14 protein-coding genes are annotated in these 15,946 nt (G+C 70.8%); 8 read left to right on the top strand and 6 right to left on the bottom strand.

From position 1 onward, the window contains the following. The first annotated feature begins 429 nt into the window (after positions 1–429). From pdhA to ACIQ9G_RS19175, 3 genes are read left to right on the top strand one after another with little or no spacing between them, the layout of a single operon-like run. Entirely contained in the window at positions 430–1,611 is a 1,182-nt protein-coding gene (gene pdhA / locus ACIQ9G_RS19185; protein WP_403610697.1) for a pyruvate dehydrogenase (acetyl-transferring) E1 component subunit alpha, read from the top strand. Between the two features lie 2 nt (positions 1,612–1,613). Then, positions 1,614–2,594: an alpha-ketoacid dehydrogenase subunit beta gene (locus tag ACIQ9G_RS19180; protein WP_356181616.1), complete on the top strand. Its 981-nt coding sequence runs from the start codon at positions 1,614–1,616 to the stop codon at positions 2,592–2,594. A 10-nt stretch (positions 2,595–2,604) separates the two neighbouring features. Next, positions 2,605–4,038 carry a dihydrolipoamide acetyltransferase family protein gene (locus tag ACIQ9G_RS19175; protein WP_403610694.1) on the top strand — a complete coding sequence of 478 codons (1,434 nt, stop codon included), beginning with the start codon at positions 2,605–2,607 and terminating at the stop codon, positions 4,036–4,038. A 71-nt stretch (positions 4,039–4,109) separates the two neighbouring features. Here ACIQ9G_RS19175 and ACIQ9G_RS19170 read toward each other — a convergent pair whose 3' ends face one another. Beyond that, the gene (locus ACIQ9G_RS19170; RefSeq protein ID WP_403610692.1) at positions 4,110–5,012 is read right to left on the bottom strand and encodes a D-alanyl-D-alanine carboxypeptidase family protein; all 903 of its coding nucleotides are present in this window, start codon (positions 5,010–5,012) and stop codon (positions 4,110–4,112) included. A 190-nt stretch (positions 5,013–5,202) separates the two neighbouring features. Here ACIQ9G_RS19170 and ACIQ9G_RS19165 point away from each other — a divergent pair, with 190 nt between their 5' ends. Both ACIQ9G_RS19165 and ACIQ9G_RS19160 read left to right on the top strand, forming a co-directional pair. Beyond that, positions 5,203–5,853, top strand: a complete 651-nt coding sequence (locus tag ACIQ9G_RS19165; RefSeq protein WP_403610689.1) for a GntR family transcriptional regulator — start codon at positions 5,203–5,205, stop codon at positions 5,851–5,853. Next, entirely contained in the window at positions 5,850–7,151 is a 1,302-nt protein-coding gene (locus tag ACIQ9G_RS19160) for a nitrate/nitrite transporter (protein ID WP_403610686.1), read from the top strand. The genes ACIQ9G_RS19165 and ACIQ9G_RS19160 overlap by 4 nt, the downstream gene beginning before the upstream one ends. A gap of 75 nt (positions 7,152–7,226) precedes the next feature. Here the strand turns inward: ACIQ9G_RS19160 and ACIQ9G_RS19155 are convergent, their stop codons facing one another. Further along, a complete protein-coding gene (locus ACIQ9G_RS19155; protein WP_356181630.1) occupies positions 7,227–8,051 on the bottom strand; it encodes a maleylpyruvate isomerase family mycothiol-dependent enzyme in 825 nt (274 codons plus the stop codon). A gap of 219 nt (positions 8,052–8,270) precedes the next feature. Between ACIQ9G_RS19155 and ACIQ9G_RS19150 the strand changes: the two genes are divergently transcribed. Further along, entirely contained in the window at positions 8,271–9,080 is an 810-nt protein-coding gene (locus ACIQ9G_RS19150; RefSeq protein ID WP_403610683.1) for a carbon-nitrogen family hydrolase, read from the top strand. A gap of 58 nt (positions 9,081–9,138) precedes the next feature. Here ACIQ9G_RS19150 and ACIQ9G_RS19145 read toward each other — a convergent pair whose 3' ends face one another. Then, positions 9,139–9,633: an LURP-one-related/scramblase family protein gene (locus ACIQ9G_RS19145; protein ID WP_403610680.1), complete on the bottom strand. Its 495-nt coding sequence runs from the start codon at positions 9,631–9,633 to the stop codon at positions 9,139–9,141. Positions 9,634–9,760: 127 nt separating this feature from the next. Between ACIQ9G_RS19145 and ACIQ9G_RS19140 the strand changes: the two genes are divergently transcribed. Next, positions 9,761–11,566, top strand: coding sequence for an NHL domain-containing thioredoxin family protein (locus ACIQ9G_RS19140; RefSeq protein WP_403610677.1), 1,806 nt, complete (start codon positions 9,761–9,763; stop codon positions 11,564–11,566). A gap of 11 nt (positions 11,567–11,577) precedes the next feature. Here the strand turns inward: ACIQ9G_RS19140 and ACIQ9G_RS19135 are convergent, their stop codons facing one another. From ACIQ9G_RS19135 to ACIQ9G_RS19125, 3 genes are all read right to left on the bottom strand, one after another. Next, on the bottom strand, positions 11,578–11,829 hold the full coding sequence (locus ACIQ9G_RS19135; RefSeq protein WP_392192185.1) for a DUF6458 family protein: 252 nt from the start codon (positions 11,827–11,829) through the stop codon (positions 11,578–11,580). A 122-nt stretch (positions 11,830–11,951) separates the two neighbouring features. Beyond that, positions 11,952–13,244, bottom strand: coding sequence for a M18 family aminopeptidase (locus ACIQ9G_RS19130; RefSeq protein ID WP_403610674.1), 1,293 nt, complete (start codon positions 13,242–13,244; stop codon positions 11,952–11,954). Between the two features lie 167 nt (positions 13,245–13,411). Next, the gene (locus ACIQ9G_RS19125) at positions 13,412–15,238 is read right to left on the bottom strand and encodes an acyl-CoA dehydrogenase (protein ID WP_403610671.1); all 1,827 of its coding nucleotides are present in this window, start codon (positions 15,236–15,238) and stop codon (positions 13,412–13,414) included. 170 nt (positions 15,239–15,408) lie between these two features. On the opposite strand from ACIQ9G_RS19125, the gene ACIQ9G_RS19120 reads away from it, so the two are divergent. Next, a complete protein-coding gene (locus ACIQ9G_RS19120; protein WP_356181649.1) occupies positions 15,409–15,882 on the top strand; it encodes an SseB family protein in 474 nt (157 codons plus the stop codon). Positions 15,883–15,946: the final 64 nt, after the last annotated feature.

The raw sequence follows: 15,946 nt of genomic DNA, 5'->3' as shown, positions 1-15,946 counted from the left end.
CCCCGACGCCGGTGCGCACCCCGCCGACTACGCGGAGTCGTCCCCCGGCAGGAGCATTTCCGGCGGTCCGCTGAACCCTTCCCGTCGCCGGGGTGACCGGGATAACGTGCCGGTGTTCCGGCCCCCTGCAAGGCTGTGACCAGCGGCTGTCCCGAAGACCGGCGAGGTACTTGGACTTCCTAGTGAAAATACTTGGAAATCCAAGGAAAAACGCAGGTCAGGAGGGGTTTCACAGAAATGTGGAGCACTGGGTAACGTGACTGTTGCAGGGCGCTCGCCGGGGCACCTGTCACGCCTGTTCCCGGTCGAGTGGCACCCACCCCGTGCCCGGTGGTCGGACCAGGCGAGCCTCCCCGGGCTCTCGACGAGCAAGGGGAGACCCCCAGGCCGACCGGCAACCCCGGGGGCCGGACCGACGGAGGAGCACACGTGACCGTGGAGAGCACTGCCGCGCGCACATCGCGACGCAGCGCCGGAAGCAAGGCCGGCACCACCGGCACCAAAAGTCGCGGGGGCGCGCGGAAGAGCGCCGACCCCGAGCTCGTGCAGCTGCTGACCCCCGAGGGGAAGCGCGTCAAGAACGCCGAGTACGACAAGTACGTCGCCGGTATCACCCCCGATGAGCTCCGCGGCCTGTACCGCGACATGGTGCTCACCCGCCGCTTCGACGCCGAGGCCACCGCGTTGCAGCGCCAGGGCGAGCTGGGCCTGTGGGCCTCGCTGCTGGGCCAGGAGGCCGCGCAGATCGGCTCCGGCCGGGCCACTCGCGAGGACGACTACGTCTTCCCGACCTACCGCGAGCACGGCGTCGCCTGGTGCCGCGGGGTCGACCCGACCAACCTGCTCGGCATGTTCCGGGGTGTGAACAACGGCGGCTGGGACCCCAACAGCAACAACTTCCAGCTCTACACGATCGTCATCGGCTCCCAGACGCTGCACGCCACGGGCTACGCGATGGGCATCGCCAAGGACGGCGCGGACTCCGCGGTCATCGCCTACTTCGGCGACGGCGCCTCCAGCCAGGGCGACGTGGCGGAGTCCTTCACCTTCTCCGCGGTCTACAACGCCCCGGTGGTGTTCTTCTGCCAGAACAACCAGTGGGCGATCTCCGAGCCGACCGAGAAGCAGACCCGCGTGCCGCTCTACCAGCGCGCGCAGGGCTTCGGCTTCCCCGGCGTCCGCGTCGACGGCAACGACGTGCTGGCCTGCCTGGCCGTCACCAAGTGGGCGCTGGAGCGCGCCCGCGGCGGCGAGGGCCCCACCCTGGTCGAGGCGTACACCTACCGGATGGGCGCCCACACCACCTCGGACGACCCCACCCGCTACCGCCACGACGACGAGCGGGTGGCCTGGGAGGCGAAGGACCCGATCCTGCGCCTGCGCCGCTACCTGGAGGCCGCAAACCACGCGGACGAGGGATTCTTCGCGGAACTGGAGGCCGAGAGCGAGGCGTTGGGCAAGCGAGTGCGCGAAGCGGTCCGCGCCATGCCCGACCCGGACCACTTCGCCATCTTCGAGAACGTGTACGCGGACGGGCACGCGCTCGTCGACGAGGAGCGCGCCCAGTTCGCCGCCTACCAGGCGTCGTTCGCGGACGCAGAGGGGGTCTGATCATGGCAGCGGAGAAGATGGCCCTGGCCAAGGCGATCAACGAGTCGCTGCGCCGTGCCCTGGAGTCGGACCCCAAGGTCCTGATCATGGGCGAGGACGTCGGCAAGCTGGGCGGCGTGTTCCGGGTGACGGACGGCCTGCAGAAGGACTTCGGCGAGAGCCGCGTCATCGACACCCCGCTCGCGGAGTCCGGCATCGTCGGCACCGCGATCGGCCTCGCCCTGCGCGGCTACCGCCCGGTGGTGGAGATCCAGTTCGACGGCTTCGTCTTCCCGGCGTACGACCAGATCGTCACGCAACTCGCGAAGATGCACGCCCGCTCGCTGGGCAAGGTCAAGCTGCCCGTGGTCGTCCGCATCCCCTACGGCGGCGGCATCGGCGCGGTCGAGCACCACTCGGAGTCCCCCGAGTCGCTCTTCGCGCACGTGGCGGGTCTGAAGATCGTCTCCCCGTCGAACGCGTCGGACGCGTACTGGATGATGCAGCAGGCCATCCAGAGCGACGACCCGGTGATCTTCTTCGAGCCGAAGCGGCGCTACTGGGACAAGGCCGAGGTCGCCACGGAGGCCATCCCCGGCCCCCTGCACAAGGCGCGCGTGGTCCGTGAGGGCACGGACCTCACCCTCGCCGCCTACGGCCCGATGGTGAAGCTCTGCCAGGAGGTCGCGGACGCGGCCGCCGAGGAGGGCAAGGCCCTGGAGGTCCTGGACCTGCGCTCGGTCTCCCCGCTCGACTTCGACTCGATCCAGGCCTCGGTGGAGAAGACCCGCCGCCTGGTCGTCGTCCACGAGGCGCCGGTGTTCTTCGGCTCGGGCGCGGAGATCGCCGCCCGGATCACCGAGCGGTGCTTCTACCACCTGGAGGCCCCGGTGCTGCGGGTCGGCGGCTACCACGCGCCGTATCCGCCGGCGCGGCTGGAGGAGGAGTACCTGCCGAACCTGGACCGCGTGCTCGACGCCGTCGACCGCTCGCTGGCGTACTGAGGAGAGGGTCGTGACGACGATGACGGAAGCGTCCGTGCGCGAGTTCAAGATGCCGGACGTGGGCGAGGGGCTCACCGAGGCGGAGATCCTCAAGTGGTACGTCCAGCCCGGTGACACGGTCACGGACGGTCAGGCGGTGTGCGAGGTGGAGACGGCCAAGGCGGCCGTCGAGCTTCCCATCCCCTACGACGGCGTGGTCCGCGCGCTGCACTTCCCCGAGGGCACCACGGTGGACGTGGGCACGGCCATCATCGCGGTGGACGTGGCGGGCGGCGCTCCCGCAGAGGTCCCGGCCGCCGCGGAAACCCCGGTCGTCGCCGAGGCCCCGGCCCCGGCCGAGCAGACGGCGGAGGAGCCCAAGCCGGAAGGCCGCCAGCCGGTGCTGGTCGGCTACGGCGTCGCGACGTCCTCGACGAAGCGCCGCCCCCGCAAGGGCCCCGAGTCCGCGGCGGCCGCCGCCGCGGCTGCGGTCCAGGCCGAGCTGAACGGGCACGGCGCGGCCGCGCCGGCCGCCGGGCCCCGCCCGCTGGCCAAGCCGCCGGTGCGCAAGCTCGCCAAGGACCTCGGCGTGGACCTGGCCACGGTGGTCCCGTCCGGCCCGGACGGCATCATCACGCGCGAGGACGTGCACGCGGCGGTGGCGGCGGTCCCGGCCCCGCCGCGGGCCGAGCCGGCGCCGCAGGCCCCCGCGGCCGCCGTACCGGCCCCGGCCGTCCCCGCGCCGGCGGTGACGTACGACGGTGCGCGCGAGACCCGCATCCCGGTCAAGGGCGTCCGCAAGGCCACCGCGGCGGCCATGATCGGCTCGGCCTTCACGGCGCCGCACGTCACGGAGTTCGTGACGGTGGACGTGACCCGGACGATGCGCCTGGTCGAGGAGCTGAAGCAGGACAAGGAGTTCGCGGGCCTGCGGGTGAACCCGCTGCTGCTCATCGCCAAGGCCCTCCTGGTCGCGATCAAGCGCAACCCGGAGGTCAACGCGTCCTGGGACGAGGCCAACCAGGAGATCGTGCAGAAGCACTACGTCAACCTGGGCATCGCGGCAGCCACGCCGCGCGGTCTGATCGTGCCGAACATCAAGGACGCGCACGCCCAGACCCTGCCGCAGCTGGCCGAGTCGCTCGGTGAGCTGGTGTCCACGGCACGGGAGGGCAAGACCTCCCCGGCCGCGATGCAGGGCGGCACGATCACCATCACCAACGTCGGCGTCTTCGGCGTCGACACCGGCACGCCGATCCTCAACCCCGGCGAGTCCGCGATCCTCGCGGTCGGCGCGATCAAGCTCCAGCCGTGGGTCCACAAGGGCAAGGTGAAGCCACGTCAGGTCACCACCCTGGCGCTGAGCTTCGACCACCGCCTGGTCGACGGCGAGCTGGGCTCAAAGGTCCTCGCGGACACCGCGGCGATCCTGGAACAGCCCAAGCGCCTGATCAGCTGGGCCTAGCGAGCGACAGGGAACGGGCCCGCCGCGAGTGCGGCGGGCCCGTTCCCTTGTGCGTCGCGGGTGCTCCGGCGTCAGCCCAGCTTGGCGAAGCCGTAGTTCAGGATCTTGGTCGAGTCCGTCGCGCGCTGCGCGTACGTGGTCGACGCCAGAACCGTGCCGATGACGGTCTTGCCGTTGCGGGTGGCGGCGAAGACCAGGCAGGCGCCCGCCTCGGGGCCGGAGCCGGTCTTCACGCCGATGGCGCCGCTGTAGCTGCTCAGCAGCGAGTTGGTGTTCGTCCACGTCGCCATCGTGCGGGTGCTGCCCGTCTTGGTGATGGTCTTGGCCGTGTACGCCTTCGTCTTCACGACCGTGCGGAACGTGGAGTTCTTCATCGCGCTGCTCGCGATCTTCGTCAGGTCGCGCGGCGTCGAGTAGTTGGACCCGTTGCCGATGCCGTCGAACGAATCGAAGTGCGTGTTCTTCAGGCTGAGCGCGCTCGCGGCGCTGTTCATCTTGCCGATGAACGACTTCACGCGCGCCGCCCGGGTCGTGCCCGAGCCGAACTTGTCGGCCAGCGCGTACGCGGCGTCGCAGCCCGACGGCAGCATCAGCCCGTACAGCAGCTGGCGGACGGTGACCTTGTCGCCCACGATCAGGTGGGCCTGGGAGGCGTTGTTCGCCACGACATAGTCGCTGTACGCCTTCTGGATGGTGACCTTGGCGTCGAGGTTCAGGTTCGGCTGCGCGAGCACGACCTTCGCGGTCATGATCTTCGTGGTGGAACCGGTGGAACGCCTGTAGTCCGCGGCCTTGGTGTACAGCGTCGTACCGGTCGCGTTGTTCATCGCGTAGCCGCCCTTGGCCACGATCGAGGGCGCGGTCACGGCCTGCGCGGGCGCCGCGGTGAGGGCCCCGGTGGCGAGCACGGCGCCGGTGGTGACGGCGACGGCTGCGGCTCTGCGGATACGGAAGCCCTGGATGCCGGTTTTCAAGTGAGGTACCCCGATTACGTCGAATGCCCCTGCGGTGCGGCCGAGTTGAATGCCACGAAGAAAGTGGGGCCGCACCTGTGTGACTCGTAACTAGCACAGATGGTTGTGCGCGCGCTGGGAATGACTTCCGGCCCGGTCCGCATCGTGGACGGACGGGGGCATGCGTACGTGTTGTATCTATGCTGTGGGCATGAGCCTGGCCGTCAAACAACCTCCCGCCGCCGACCGCGTCTACACCCACGTCAAACAAGGGGTCCTGGACCGCCGTTACGAGGGCGGGACGCTGCTCACCGAGGGAGAGCTGGCCGAGGCCGTCGGGGTCTCGCGCACACCGGTGCGCGAGGCGCTGCTGCGGCTGGAGGTCGAGGGGCTCATCAAGCTCTACCCGAAAAAGGGAGCCCTCGTTCTCCCGGTCTCCGCGCAGGAGATCGCCGACGTCGTCGAGACCCGGCTGCTGGTCGAGGAGCACGCCGCGCGCAAGGCCGTACCCGCGCCGCCCGCTCTGCTCGAACGGCTTCAGGAACTGCTCGACCGGCAGAAGCGGCAGGCCGCGGCGGGTGACTTCGCCGAGGCCGCCGTCACCGACCGCTGCTTCCACGCCGAGATCGTCCGCAGTGGCGGCAACGAGATCCTCTCCCGGCTCTACGACCAACTGCGCGACCGCCAGTTGCGGATGGGCGTCGCCGTCATGCACTCCCACCCCGACCGGATCGCCAAGACGCTCGCCGAGCACGAGGAGATCCTCGACGCGCTGCGCTCCGGAGACGCGGATGCGGCCGTCGAGGTCGTCCACCGCCACGTCGGCTGGTTCTCCCACCTGGCCCGGGGAGAGGTGCGATGAGCTCCTCGTCCGTCTCCCTGCCGGGAGACCCGCCCGGCGGCCGGCGGGCCGTCGCCGTCTGGGGCATCGGCGTCGCCGTCTACTTCGTCGCCGTCATCTTCCGTACCTCGCTGGGGGTCGCCGGCCTCGACGCCGCCGTCCGCTTCCACGTGAACGCCTCGGCGCTGTCCACCTTCTCGATCCTCCAGCTCCTCGTCTACGCGGGCATGCAGATACCCGTCGGCCTGCTGGTCGACCGGCTCGGCACCAAGAGGGTGCTCGGCCTCGGCGTCGTGCTGTTCACGGTCGGACAGCTCGGCTTCGCCTTCTCCACGTCGTACGGCACGGCGCTCGCCTCGCGCGCGCTGCTCGGCTGCGGCGACGCCATGACGTTCATCAGCGTGCTGCGGCTGGGCACCCGCTGGTTCCCCGCCCGGCGCGGGCCGCTGGTCGCCCAGCTCGCCGGGCTGGTCGGCATGGCCGGCAACCTGGTGTCCACGCTGGTGCTGGCCCGGCTGCTGCACTCCCTGGGCTGGACCGCCGCCTTCGCCGGCAGCGCGCTGGCCGGCGTGACGGTGCTGGTCCTGCTGCTCCTCTTCCTCAGGGACCACCCCGAGGGCCACGAACCGGCGCCGCCGGCGCACCACGGCGCCGCCTATGTGCGCAGGCAGATCGCCGCGGCCTGGCGGGAGCCGGGGACCCGGCTCGGGCTCTGGGTGCACTTCACCACGCAGTTCCCGGCGATGGTGTTCCTGCTCCTGTGGGGGCTGCCGTTCCTGGTGCAGGCGCAGGGGCTGTCCCGCGCGAGTGCCGGCGAACTGCTCACGCTGGTCGTCCTGTCCAACATGGTCGTCGGCCTCGTCTACGGCCAGGTCGTCGCCCGGCACCACGCGGCCCGGCTGCCGCTCGCGCTCGGCACGGTGACGGCCACGGCCGGCATGTGGGCCGCGACGCTGGCGTACCCCGGTGAACGGGCGCCGATGTGGCTGCTCGTCGCGCTGTGCACGGTGCTCGGGGCGTGCGGGCCGGCCTCCATGCTCGGATTCGACTTCGCCCGGCCCGCGAACCCGCCGGAGCGTCAGGGCACGGCATCCGGAATCACCAACATGGGCGGTTTCGTCGCCTCGATGACGACCCTGTTCGCGATCGGCGTGCTCCTGGACGCCACCGGAGACGACTACACGATCGCCTTCTCGGCGGTGTTCGTGCTCCAGGCGCTGGGCGTGAGCCAGATCCTGCGGCTGCGCGCGAGGGCGGCGCTCAGGGAGCGGGAGCGGCTGGTGGCGAGCCGGGTGGAGACGGTGCACGTTCCCGCGTAGGGCACCCGCTGCCGGTGTTCCCGGGAGCGGGCAGCCCCCGGGCCCCCGCTTCGGGGTGACCTCAGGAGAAGTCCCCTACTGCGTCACCCTGAAGTTCCGCAGGATCGCCTCCGTCAGATCCGGGTCGCCCTCCGCCTTCACCCGGTCCGCCACCGCCTCCGGAGCGACCCGGCCGCAGGCCAGCCGGACGTACGTCTCCCAGTCGAGGGTGAGGGTCGCGGCCGGGCCGAGGGCGGGCGCGGTCTCCAGCGTGCCGCGGCCCTGGATGTCCACGCGGATCGTGCGCAGGAACTCCACCGGCCCGTGCACGTCGAAGACGATCGCCGAGCTGCGCGGGGCGTCGGCCTTCACCGCGACCACGTCGGGCAGCTCGCCCAGCAGATAGTCACGGGCGACCAGCGCACCGGGAGCGTCCAGCCCGCCGGGGCGGCCGAGGGCGGCGCGCAGGTCCTGCTCGTGCACCCAGATGTCGAACGCGCGGTAGCGCATCGCCTCTTCGAGGGTGATCTCCGTGCCGAGCGGCCCGCGGATCTTGGTGCCGGGGTCTCGGGACTCGTTCCGCAACTGGCGGTTGCGGCGGATGATCGTGTACTCCAGCTCGGAGGTCATCTCCGGCGCCGTGTGATGGCGGCGGACGTCGACCTGCATCTCCATGTAGCGCTGGTGCTCGCTGGCGACGTGGAACAGGTCGCGCGGGAGCGAGTGGATGGGGCGGGGGTCGCCGAGCATCTCGCAGTCCATGCCGATGACGTGGGAGACCAGGTCGCGGACCGACCAGCCCGGGCACGGTGTCCGCCGGTTCCACTCGCCCTCCACGAGCGGCTGCACCAGCTCGGATATCGCTTCGACGGAATGGGTCCAGGCGTCGGCGTAGGGCTGGAGGGTGGGATGCAGACTCACGGAACGGGACCCCTCGGCGGTCGGTACACGGGCTGATGGTGGCGGCGTTGCCAGGCAGAGGTGGCTGCTGTCGGCGGGTGTCTTCGAGCTCCCCCGGGCTCTCCGCTCCGCTTCGAGCAGGGGACCCCCAAGTTACGCTGCTGTGAGGCACCCCGGCAGTGCTTTCGTGTGACGATCGTAGGCCCGTGAGGACGACTCGAATGTCAGGACGGTGGTAGTGTGCGCGCCTCGCTGATCCAGATCGACGTAAACGAGGACGAATCGATCGAATCGCGTCGTGAACGGGTGGCCGCGCTGGTACGAGAACAGGCCGGAGCCGATCTCGTGGTCCTGCCGGAGCTATGGACCACCGGGGCCTTCGCCTTCGAGGAGTTCTCGGGCCGGGCCGAACCGCTCGAAGGGCCGACGTACGAGGCGATGGCCAAGGCGGCGAGCGACGCGGGCGTGTGGCTGCACGCCGGCTCGATCCCCGAGCGCGATCCCGACGGCCCGCTCTACAACACATCCCTGCTGTTCACCCCCTCCGGAGAACTCGCCGCCGCCTACCGCAAGATCCACCGCTTCGGCTTCGACAAGGGCGAGGCCGTGCTGATGGGCGCGGGCAGCGAACTGGTGACGGTGCGTCTGCCCGAGACGACCCTGGGCCTGGCCACCTGCTACGACCTCCGCTTCCCCGAACTCTTCCGCGGGCTCGTCGACGCCGGGGCCGAGACGCTGGTGGTCCCGGCGGGCTGGCCCGAACGCCGCCGCGCGCACTGGACGCTGCTGGCCCGGGCGAGGGCGGTGGAGGACCAGGCCTTCGTGCTCGCCTGTGGAACGGCCGGGACGCACGCGGGGGTTCCGCAGGCGGGTCACTCGATCGTGGTGGATCCCTGGGGCGAGGTGCTGGCCGAGGCCGGCGCCGGGGAGGAGGTCCTCACCGTGGACCTCGACTCCGGGAAGGTCGCCACGACCCGGGAGCAGTTCCCGGCCCTGAAGGACCGCGTGCTGGGCCTGGAACCACCGCGCCGCCGGGCCGGCGGCCGGTAGCCGGCCGGTCCCCGGCACCCGCCTGATCCGCGGGCGCCGGACGGGCGCCGGGACGGCACTAGTCGTCGTCCCGCTCCTTCTCCGCCAGGTGGATCACGCACACCGCCACCGCGATCACCAGCGCCGGGTCCATGTCCTCCCGTACGACGTCGACCCCGTACGTCTCCACGACGGTGAGCCACCGCCGCGAGATCACCGCCAGCAGTTCGCCGTCGTACTCGACGGCGAACTCGCGGTCGAGGATCTTGCCGCTGACGTCGAGTTCGGTGCCGTCCACCAGGGACACCCGGTAGTGGTTGCGCAGCAGCGACAGCCGCTTGCGGCGGATCTTCGCCAGGGCCTCACCGCCCCGCTCGATCACCATGGTGTCCCGCAGGGCGAACATCTTCTGGTGGATGTCGATCAGGATCCGGCCCTGGGCGTCCTTCAGCTCGAAGGTGTCCCGCAGCCGCATCGCCTTGCCGTCGACGAGGAAGACCTTGCGGCCCTGCTCGTCCTCGATCCAGTAGTCGTCACCGATGCCGAGGATCCGGTCGCGCACGAGGAATCTCATGCCCTCACCGCTTCCCCGGCGGCCGCTCCGGAACGCCGCCGGTAGGCCGACGGGCTGAGCCGTGGGGAACGTCGTGCTCACGCGTCCCCGGAGAACCGCGTCCGGAGCCGTGTGGTTGGCTTGACGCATGGCAAAGCGCGCACGTGTCCGCGCCCCCGAGCTGACCGGCAGGGGCGGCTGGCTGAACACCGGTGGCCGGCAGTACACCCTCGCCGACCTGCGGGGTCGCATCGTCGTCCTGGATTTCTGGACCTTTTGTTGCGTGAACTGCCTGCACGTCCTCGACGAGCTGCGGGAGCTGGAGGAGAAGCACCGGGACACGGTGGTGATCATCGGGGTGCACTCGCCCAAGTTCGTGCACGAGGCGGAGCACCAGGCGGTGGTCGACGCCGTGGAGCGGTACGGGGTGGAGCACCCGGTGCTCGACGACCCGGAGCTGGCCACCTGGAAGCAGTACGCGGTGCGGGCCTGGCCGACGCTGGTGGTGATCGACCCGGAGGGGTACGTCGTCGCGCAGCACGCCGGCGAGGGGCACGCGCACGCCATCGAGCGGCTGGTGGAGGAGCTGGAGGCCGAGCATGCGGCGAAGGGCACCCTGCGGCGGGGCGACGGGCCGTACGTGGCACCCGAGCCGGAGCCGACCACCCTGCGCTTCCCGGGGCGGGCGCTGCTGCTGCCGAGCGGGAACTTCCTGGTCAGTGACACGACCCGGCATCAGCTGGTGGAGCTGGAGGCGGACGGGGAGACGGTCGTCCGGCGGATCGGCCAGGGCGGCCGGGGGCTGACCGACGGCGCCCCGGGCCGGGCCCGGTTCCAGGAGCCGCAGGGGCTCGCGCTGCTGCCGGACGGCACCGTCGTCGTCGCGGACACGGTGAACCACGCCCTGCGGCGCTTCGACCCGGAGACGGGACGGACCACGACCCTGGCCGGCACCGGGTACCAGTGGATGCAGGGCGAGGCCACGTCCGGCCCCGGCGGTGAGGTGAAGCTGTCGTCCCCCTGGGACGTGGCCTGGTGGAACGACAGGGTGTGGATCGCCATGGCGGGGGTGCACCAGCTGTGGGCGTACGACCCGGCCGAGGGGACGGTCGGCGTCACCGCGGGCACCACCAACGAGGGGCTCGTCGACGGGCCGGGTGCCGAGGCGTGGTTCGCGCAGCCGTCCGGCCTCGCGGCCACGCCCGAACGGCTGTGGCTCGCCGACTCGGAGACCTCCGCGCTGCGCTGGGTGGATCCCGACGGCTCCGTGCACACGGCCGTCGGCACCGGTCTGTTCGACTTCGGGCACCGGGACGGGGCGGCCGGACAGGCGCTGTTGCAGCACCCGTTGGGCGTCACGGCCCTGCCGGACGGCTCGGTCGCCGTGTCCGACACCTACAACCACGCCCTGCGCCGCTACGACCCGGCCACCGGTGAAGTGACGACGCTGGCCACCGATCTGCGCGAGCCCAGTGGCGCGGTGCTCGTCGGCGAGGACATCGTGGTCGTGGAGTCGGCCCGGCACCGGCTGACCCGGCTGCGGCTGCCGGAGGAGGCGGTGCGTGTGGAGTCGGTCGCCCACCGTACCCAGCGGGCGGCGACCGAGGTGGCCCCCGGCTCGCTCCGGCTGGACGTGATCTTCGAGGCCCCGGCGGGCCAGAAACTGGACACGCGGTACGGCCCGTCGACGCGGCTGCTGGTCTCCTCCACGCCGCCGGAGCTGCTGCTGAAGGGCGAGGGCGCGGGGACGGACCTCTCACGCGCCCTGGAGCTGAACCCCGCGGTGGCGGAGGGCGTGCTGCACGTCTCCGCGATGGCCGCCTCGTGCGACGACGACCCGGCGAACGAATACCCAGCCTGTCATGTGCACCAGCAGGACTGGGGCGTCCCGGTCCGCCTCACCGCGGGCGGGGCGGACCGGCTGCCGCTCGTGCTGGCGGGGCTGGACGCCTGATCGGCGTCCGCTCACACGCCGTAGCCGTCGGTGTAGCCGTCGCGGGCGTGGTGGTGCCGCTCCTCCTCGACCACGGCCGTCGTGGGCGGCACCATGACGCGGCGTCGCCGCGCGATGCTGCTGAACGTCACCACGCCGATCAGGCCGACGATCATCAGGATGATGCCGACGAGGTCGAGGTTGACGCCCTGCATGTGCCAGTCGGTCGCGAACGTGAGAATGGCTCCCACCGCGATGAGGACTATGCATCCGCCGAGGCCCATGAGTGTTGCCTCCTGTCCGGTGTCAGGTCCGGTGGTTCCGGCCTGTTCCGGTCCCTTCCGGTCCCCGTCGGGTACCCGGACATCCGGCGACCATGCTGAAGCGATTCCTCATGGGCCGCCGGTCAGCCCTCGAGGAACGCCGCCAGCGCGTTGGCCAAGAGGAACGGGTCGTCGGCCGCGCACAGTTCGCGGGCGCTGTGCATGGACAGGATCGCCACGCCGATGTCGACGGTCTGGATGCCGTGCCGGGCCGCGGTGATCGGGCCGATGGTCGTGCCGCACGGCATGGAGTTGTGGGAGACGAAGGACTGGAAGGGCACGCCGGCCTTCTCGCAGGCCGCCGCCCAGACCGCCCGGCCCGAACCGTCCGTGGCATAGCGGTTGTTGACGTTGACCTTGAGGATGGGGCCGCCGCCCGCACGCGGGTGGTGCGTGGGGTCGTGCCGCTCGGCGTAGTTGGGGTGGACGGCGTGGCCGGTGTCGGAGGACAGGCAGACGGTGCCCGCGAAGGCGCGCGCCCGGTCCTCGTACGACCCGCCGCGCGCGAACACCGAGCGCTCCAGCACGTTGCCGAGCAGCGGGCCGTCGGCGCCGGTGTCGGACTGGGAGCCGTTCTCCTCGTGGTCGAAGGCGGCGAGCACCGGGATGCAGGGCAGCTCGGCCCCGGCCACCGCGGCGAGCGCGGCCGTGGCGGCGTGCACCGACAGCAGGTTGTCCATGCGCGGGCCCGCGACCAGTTCGCGGTCCCGGCCGAGGTAGGCCGGCGGCTCCACGGAGTGCACCATCAGGTCCCAGCCGGCCGCCTCACCCGCCGGGACGCCGGCCTCCTCCTCCAGGAAGGAGACGAGGTCGCGCTCGCCGATGTCGTCGCCCAGCCCCCACACCGGCTGCAGGTGCCGCTGCTTGTCGAGCTTGAGGCCCTCGGAGGACACCGAGCGGTCGAGGTGGATGGCGAGCTGCGGGACCCGCAGCAGCGGCCGGTCGACGTTCACCAGGCGGGTGGAGCCGTCGCGCAGGGTCAGCCGGCCGGCCAGGCCGAGGTCGCGGTCGAGCCAGGAGTTCAGCAGCGGGCCGCCGTAGATCTCCACCGCGACCTGGCGCCAGCCGTGCGCGCCGAGGTCGGGCTGCGGCTTCACCCGCAGGTTGGGGGAGTCCGTGTGCGCGCCGACGATGCGGAAGGGGGTGTGCGGCGCGGCGCCCTCGGGGACGTACCAGGCCACGATCGCCCCACCGCGCAGCACGTACTTGCCGCCGGACGTGCCGTCCCAGGCGTCCGTCTCGGCGACCTGGCGGAAGCCGGCCTTCTCCAGCCGCTCGGCGGCGTTCGCCACGGCGTGGTACGGCGACGGTCCGGCCGCCAGGAAGGACATGAGGTCGTCGGTGTGGCCGCGATCGAAGCGCTGGCTTGTACTCATGGGTTCACCTTAACGACGGACGAGGGCCCGTTCCCTGTGATCGGGAACGGGCCCTCGTGAGGGCGGTGTGGAGTTTCCGGAAAACCCCGCGTGCGGGTCGCCGGCCCCTGCGGGAGGACCGGACCGTGCCCCGCGGGAGGACCGGCGGACCCTCCCCCGCGGACGGACTAGAAGGCGGCCTCGTCCAGCTCCATCAGGTCGAGGTCGACGTTCTCCGAGACCTTGCGGGCCAGGGTGACGCCCGGCAGGACGTTGGCCGCGAAGAACTTCGCCGCCGCGATCTTGCCCCGGTAGAACGCCCTGTCCTTGGCGGAGGCGGTCTCCAGCTTCTCGGCGGCGATCGCCGCGCCCCTGAGCAGCAGGTGGCCGACGATCACGTCACCGGAGGCCAGCAGCAGACGGGTGCTGTTCAGGCCCACCTTGTAGATGTTCTTGACGTCCTGCTCGGTGGCCGCGAGGTCGGTCAGCATCAGGCCGACGATGGCCTCCAGCTCGACGGTCGCCTTGGCCAGGTGCTCGCGGGCGCCGGCCAGCTCCTCGCCGCCGGTGCCGAGGGCCAGGAACTTCTTGATGTCCTCGGCCAGCGAGTTCAGCGCGGCGCCCTGGTTGCGGACGATCTTCCGGAAGAAGAAGTCCTGGCCCTGGATGGCGGTGGTGCCCTCGTACAGGGTGTCGATCTTGGCGTCGCGGATGTACTGCTCGATCGGGTACTCCTGCAGGAAGCCGGAGCCGCCGAAGGTCTGCAGCGACTGGGCGAGCTGCTCGTAGCCCTTCTCGGAGCCGTAGCCCTTGACGATGGGCAGGAGCAGGTCGTTCAGCGCGTGCTCGGTGGAGGCGTCCTCGCCGTTGGCCTCCTTGACCGCGATCGTGTCCTGGACGGAGGCGGTGTGGAGGACGAGGGCGCGCATGCCCTCCGCGTACGCCTTCTGCGTCATCAGCGAGCGGCGGACGTCGGGGTGGTGCGTGATGGTGACCTTGGGCGCGGTCTTGTCCATGAAGTTCGCCAGGTCCGGACCCTGGACGCGCTCCTTGGCGTACTCCAGCGCGTTCAGGTAGCCGGTGGAGAGCGTGGAGATCGCCTTCGTGCCGACCATCATGCGGGCGAACTCGATGATGCGGAACATCTGGCGGATGCCGTCGTGCTTGTCGCCGATCAGCCAGCCCTTGGCGGGGTGGCGGTCGCCGAAGGTCATCTCGCAGGTGTTGGAGGCCTTGAGGCCCATCTTGTGCTCGACGTTGGTGGCGTACACGCCGTTGCGCTCGCCCAGCTCGCCGGTCTCCCAGTCGAAGAGGTACTTCGGGACGAGGAAGAGGGACAGGCCCTTGGTGCCGGCGCCGGCGCCCTCGGGGCGGGCGAGGACGTAGTGGAGGATGTTCTCCTCCATGTCGTGCTCACCGGAGGTGATGAAGCGCTTCACGCCCTCGATGTGCCACGAGCCGTCCTCCTGCTTGACCGCCTTGGTGCGGCCGGCGCCCACGTCGGAGCCCGCGTCGGGCTCGGTGAGGACCATGGTGGAGCCCCAGGTCTTCTCGACCGCGATCTGCGCGAGCTTCCGCTGCTCCTCGGTGCCCTCCTCGAAGAGGATGCGGGCGAACGCCGGGCCGGAGGAGTACATCCACACGGCCGGGTTGGCGCCGAGGATCAGCTCCGCGTAGGCCCAGATCAGGGACGGGGGAGCGGTGGTGCCGCCGATCTCCTCGGGCAGGCCCAGACGCCAGTACTCGGAGTCCATGAAGGCCTTGTAGCTCTTCTTGAAGCTCGCGGGCACCGGGGCGGTGTTGGTCTCGGGGTCGAAGACCGGCGGGTTGCGGTCGGCGTCCGCGAACGACTCGGCCAGCTCGTTCTCCGCGAGGCGGGTCAGCTCCTCGAGGACGCTCTTGGCCGTGTCGGTGTCCATCTCCTCGAACGGGCCGGTGCCGTAGAGCTTGTCCCGCCCGAGAACTTCGAAGAGGTTGAACTCGATGTCGCGGAGATTCGACTTGTAGTGCCCCATGGCTACGGCTCCCGTGTGAGGACTCGGGCGAGGCACTGACTCCTCGCGACTGGTTCACGTACCAACAAGTAGCTCCGATGATGCTACCCGTCGGTAATAAGAAGCAACCCCGATCGGTCATCTGTGACGAGGCTCTACTCGGGGCCGGGCCGTTGACTACTCTTGCGGGCATGTACGGCTACGAGCAGAGCGCGGGCGCGCAGCAGGGTTACGTCCCGCCGCAGCAGCAGATGCCCGGCGGCGTCGGCGGATACGGCCAGCAGCCGCCCCTGTACCCGGAGCCGTCTCCGCCGTCACTCGCCGACGCGGTGCGGGCCTTCACCACGGGCCAGATGCCCGCCGAGGACTTCCAGCAGATCTTCGCCACGTCGAAGGTGTACTGCCCGCGCGGTGACACCCCCGGCTTCCTGGCCCTGCACAACACCCAGCAGCCCGTGATCCCGATGTTCACCTCGCTCAAGGAGCTGCGCCGGTACGCCGGCAAGGAGTCCAAGTACTTCGTGATCACCGGCTCCGAGGTGATCGACCTGCTCCCCACCGGCTACGGCTTCGTCCTCGACATGGAGGGTGAGCACCGGATCGTCTTCGACGCGAAGGCCGTGGAGCAGATGGTCGACTTCGCGATGCGCCGGATGTATGGCTGAACGCCATGGCTTCGCAGGCGGCTAGCCGCCCGCCCTTGCCGTGCGGAGGCACCGAGCCCGGAGG

The organism is Streptomyces sp. NPDC096152, from assembly GCF_044763235.1.
In the GTDB taxonomy this organism is placed as follows: Bacteria; Actinomycetota; Actinomycetes; order Streptomycetales; family Streptomycetaceae; genus Streptomyces.
The sequence above is the reverse complement of the archived record's forward strand: the minus strand, read 5'-3'. Positions and strand labels throughout refer to the sequence as shown.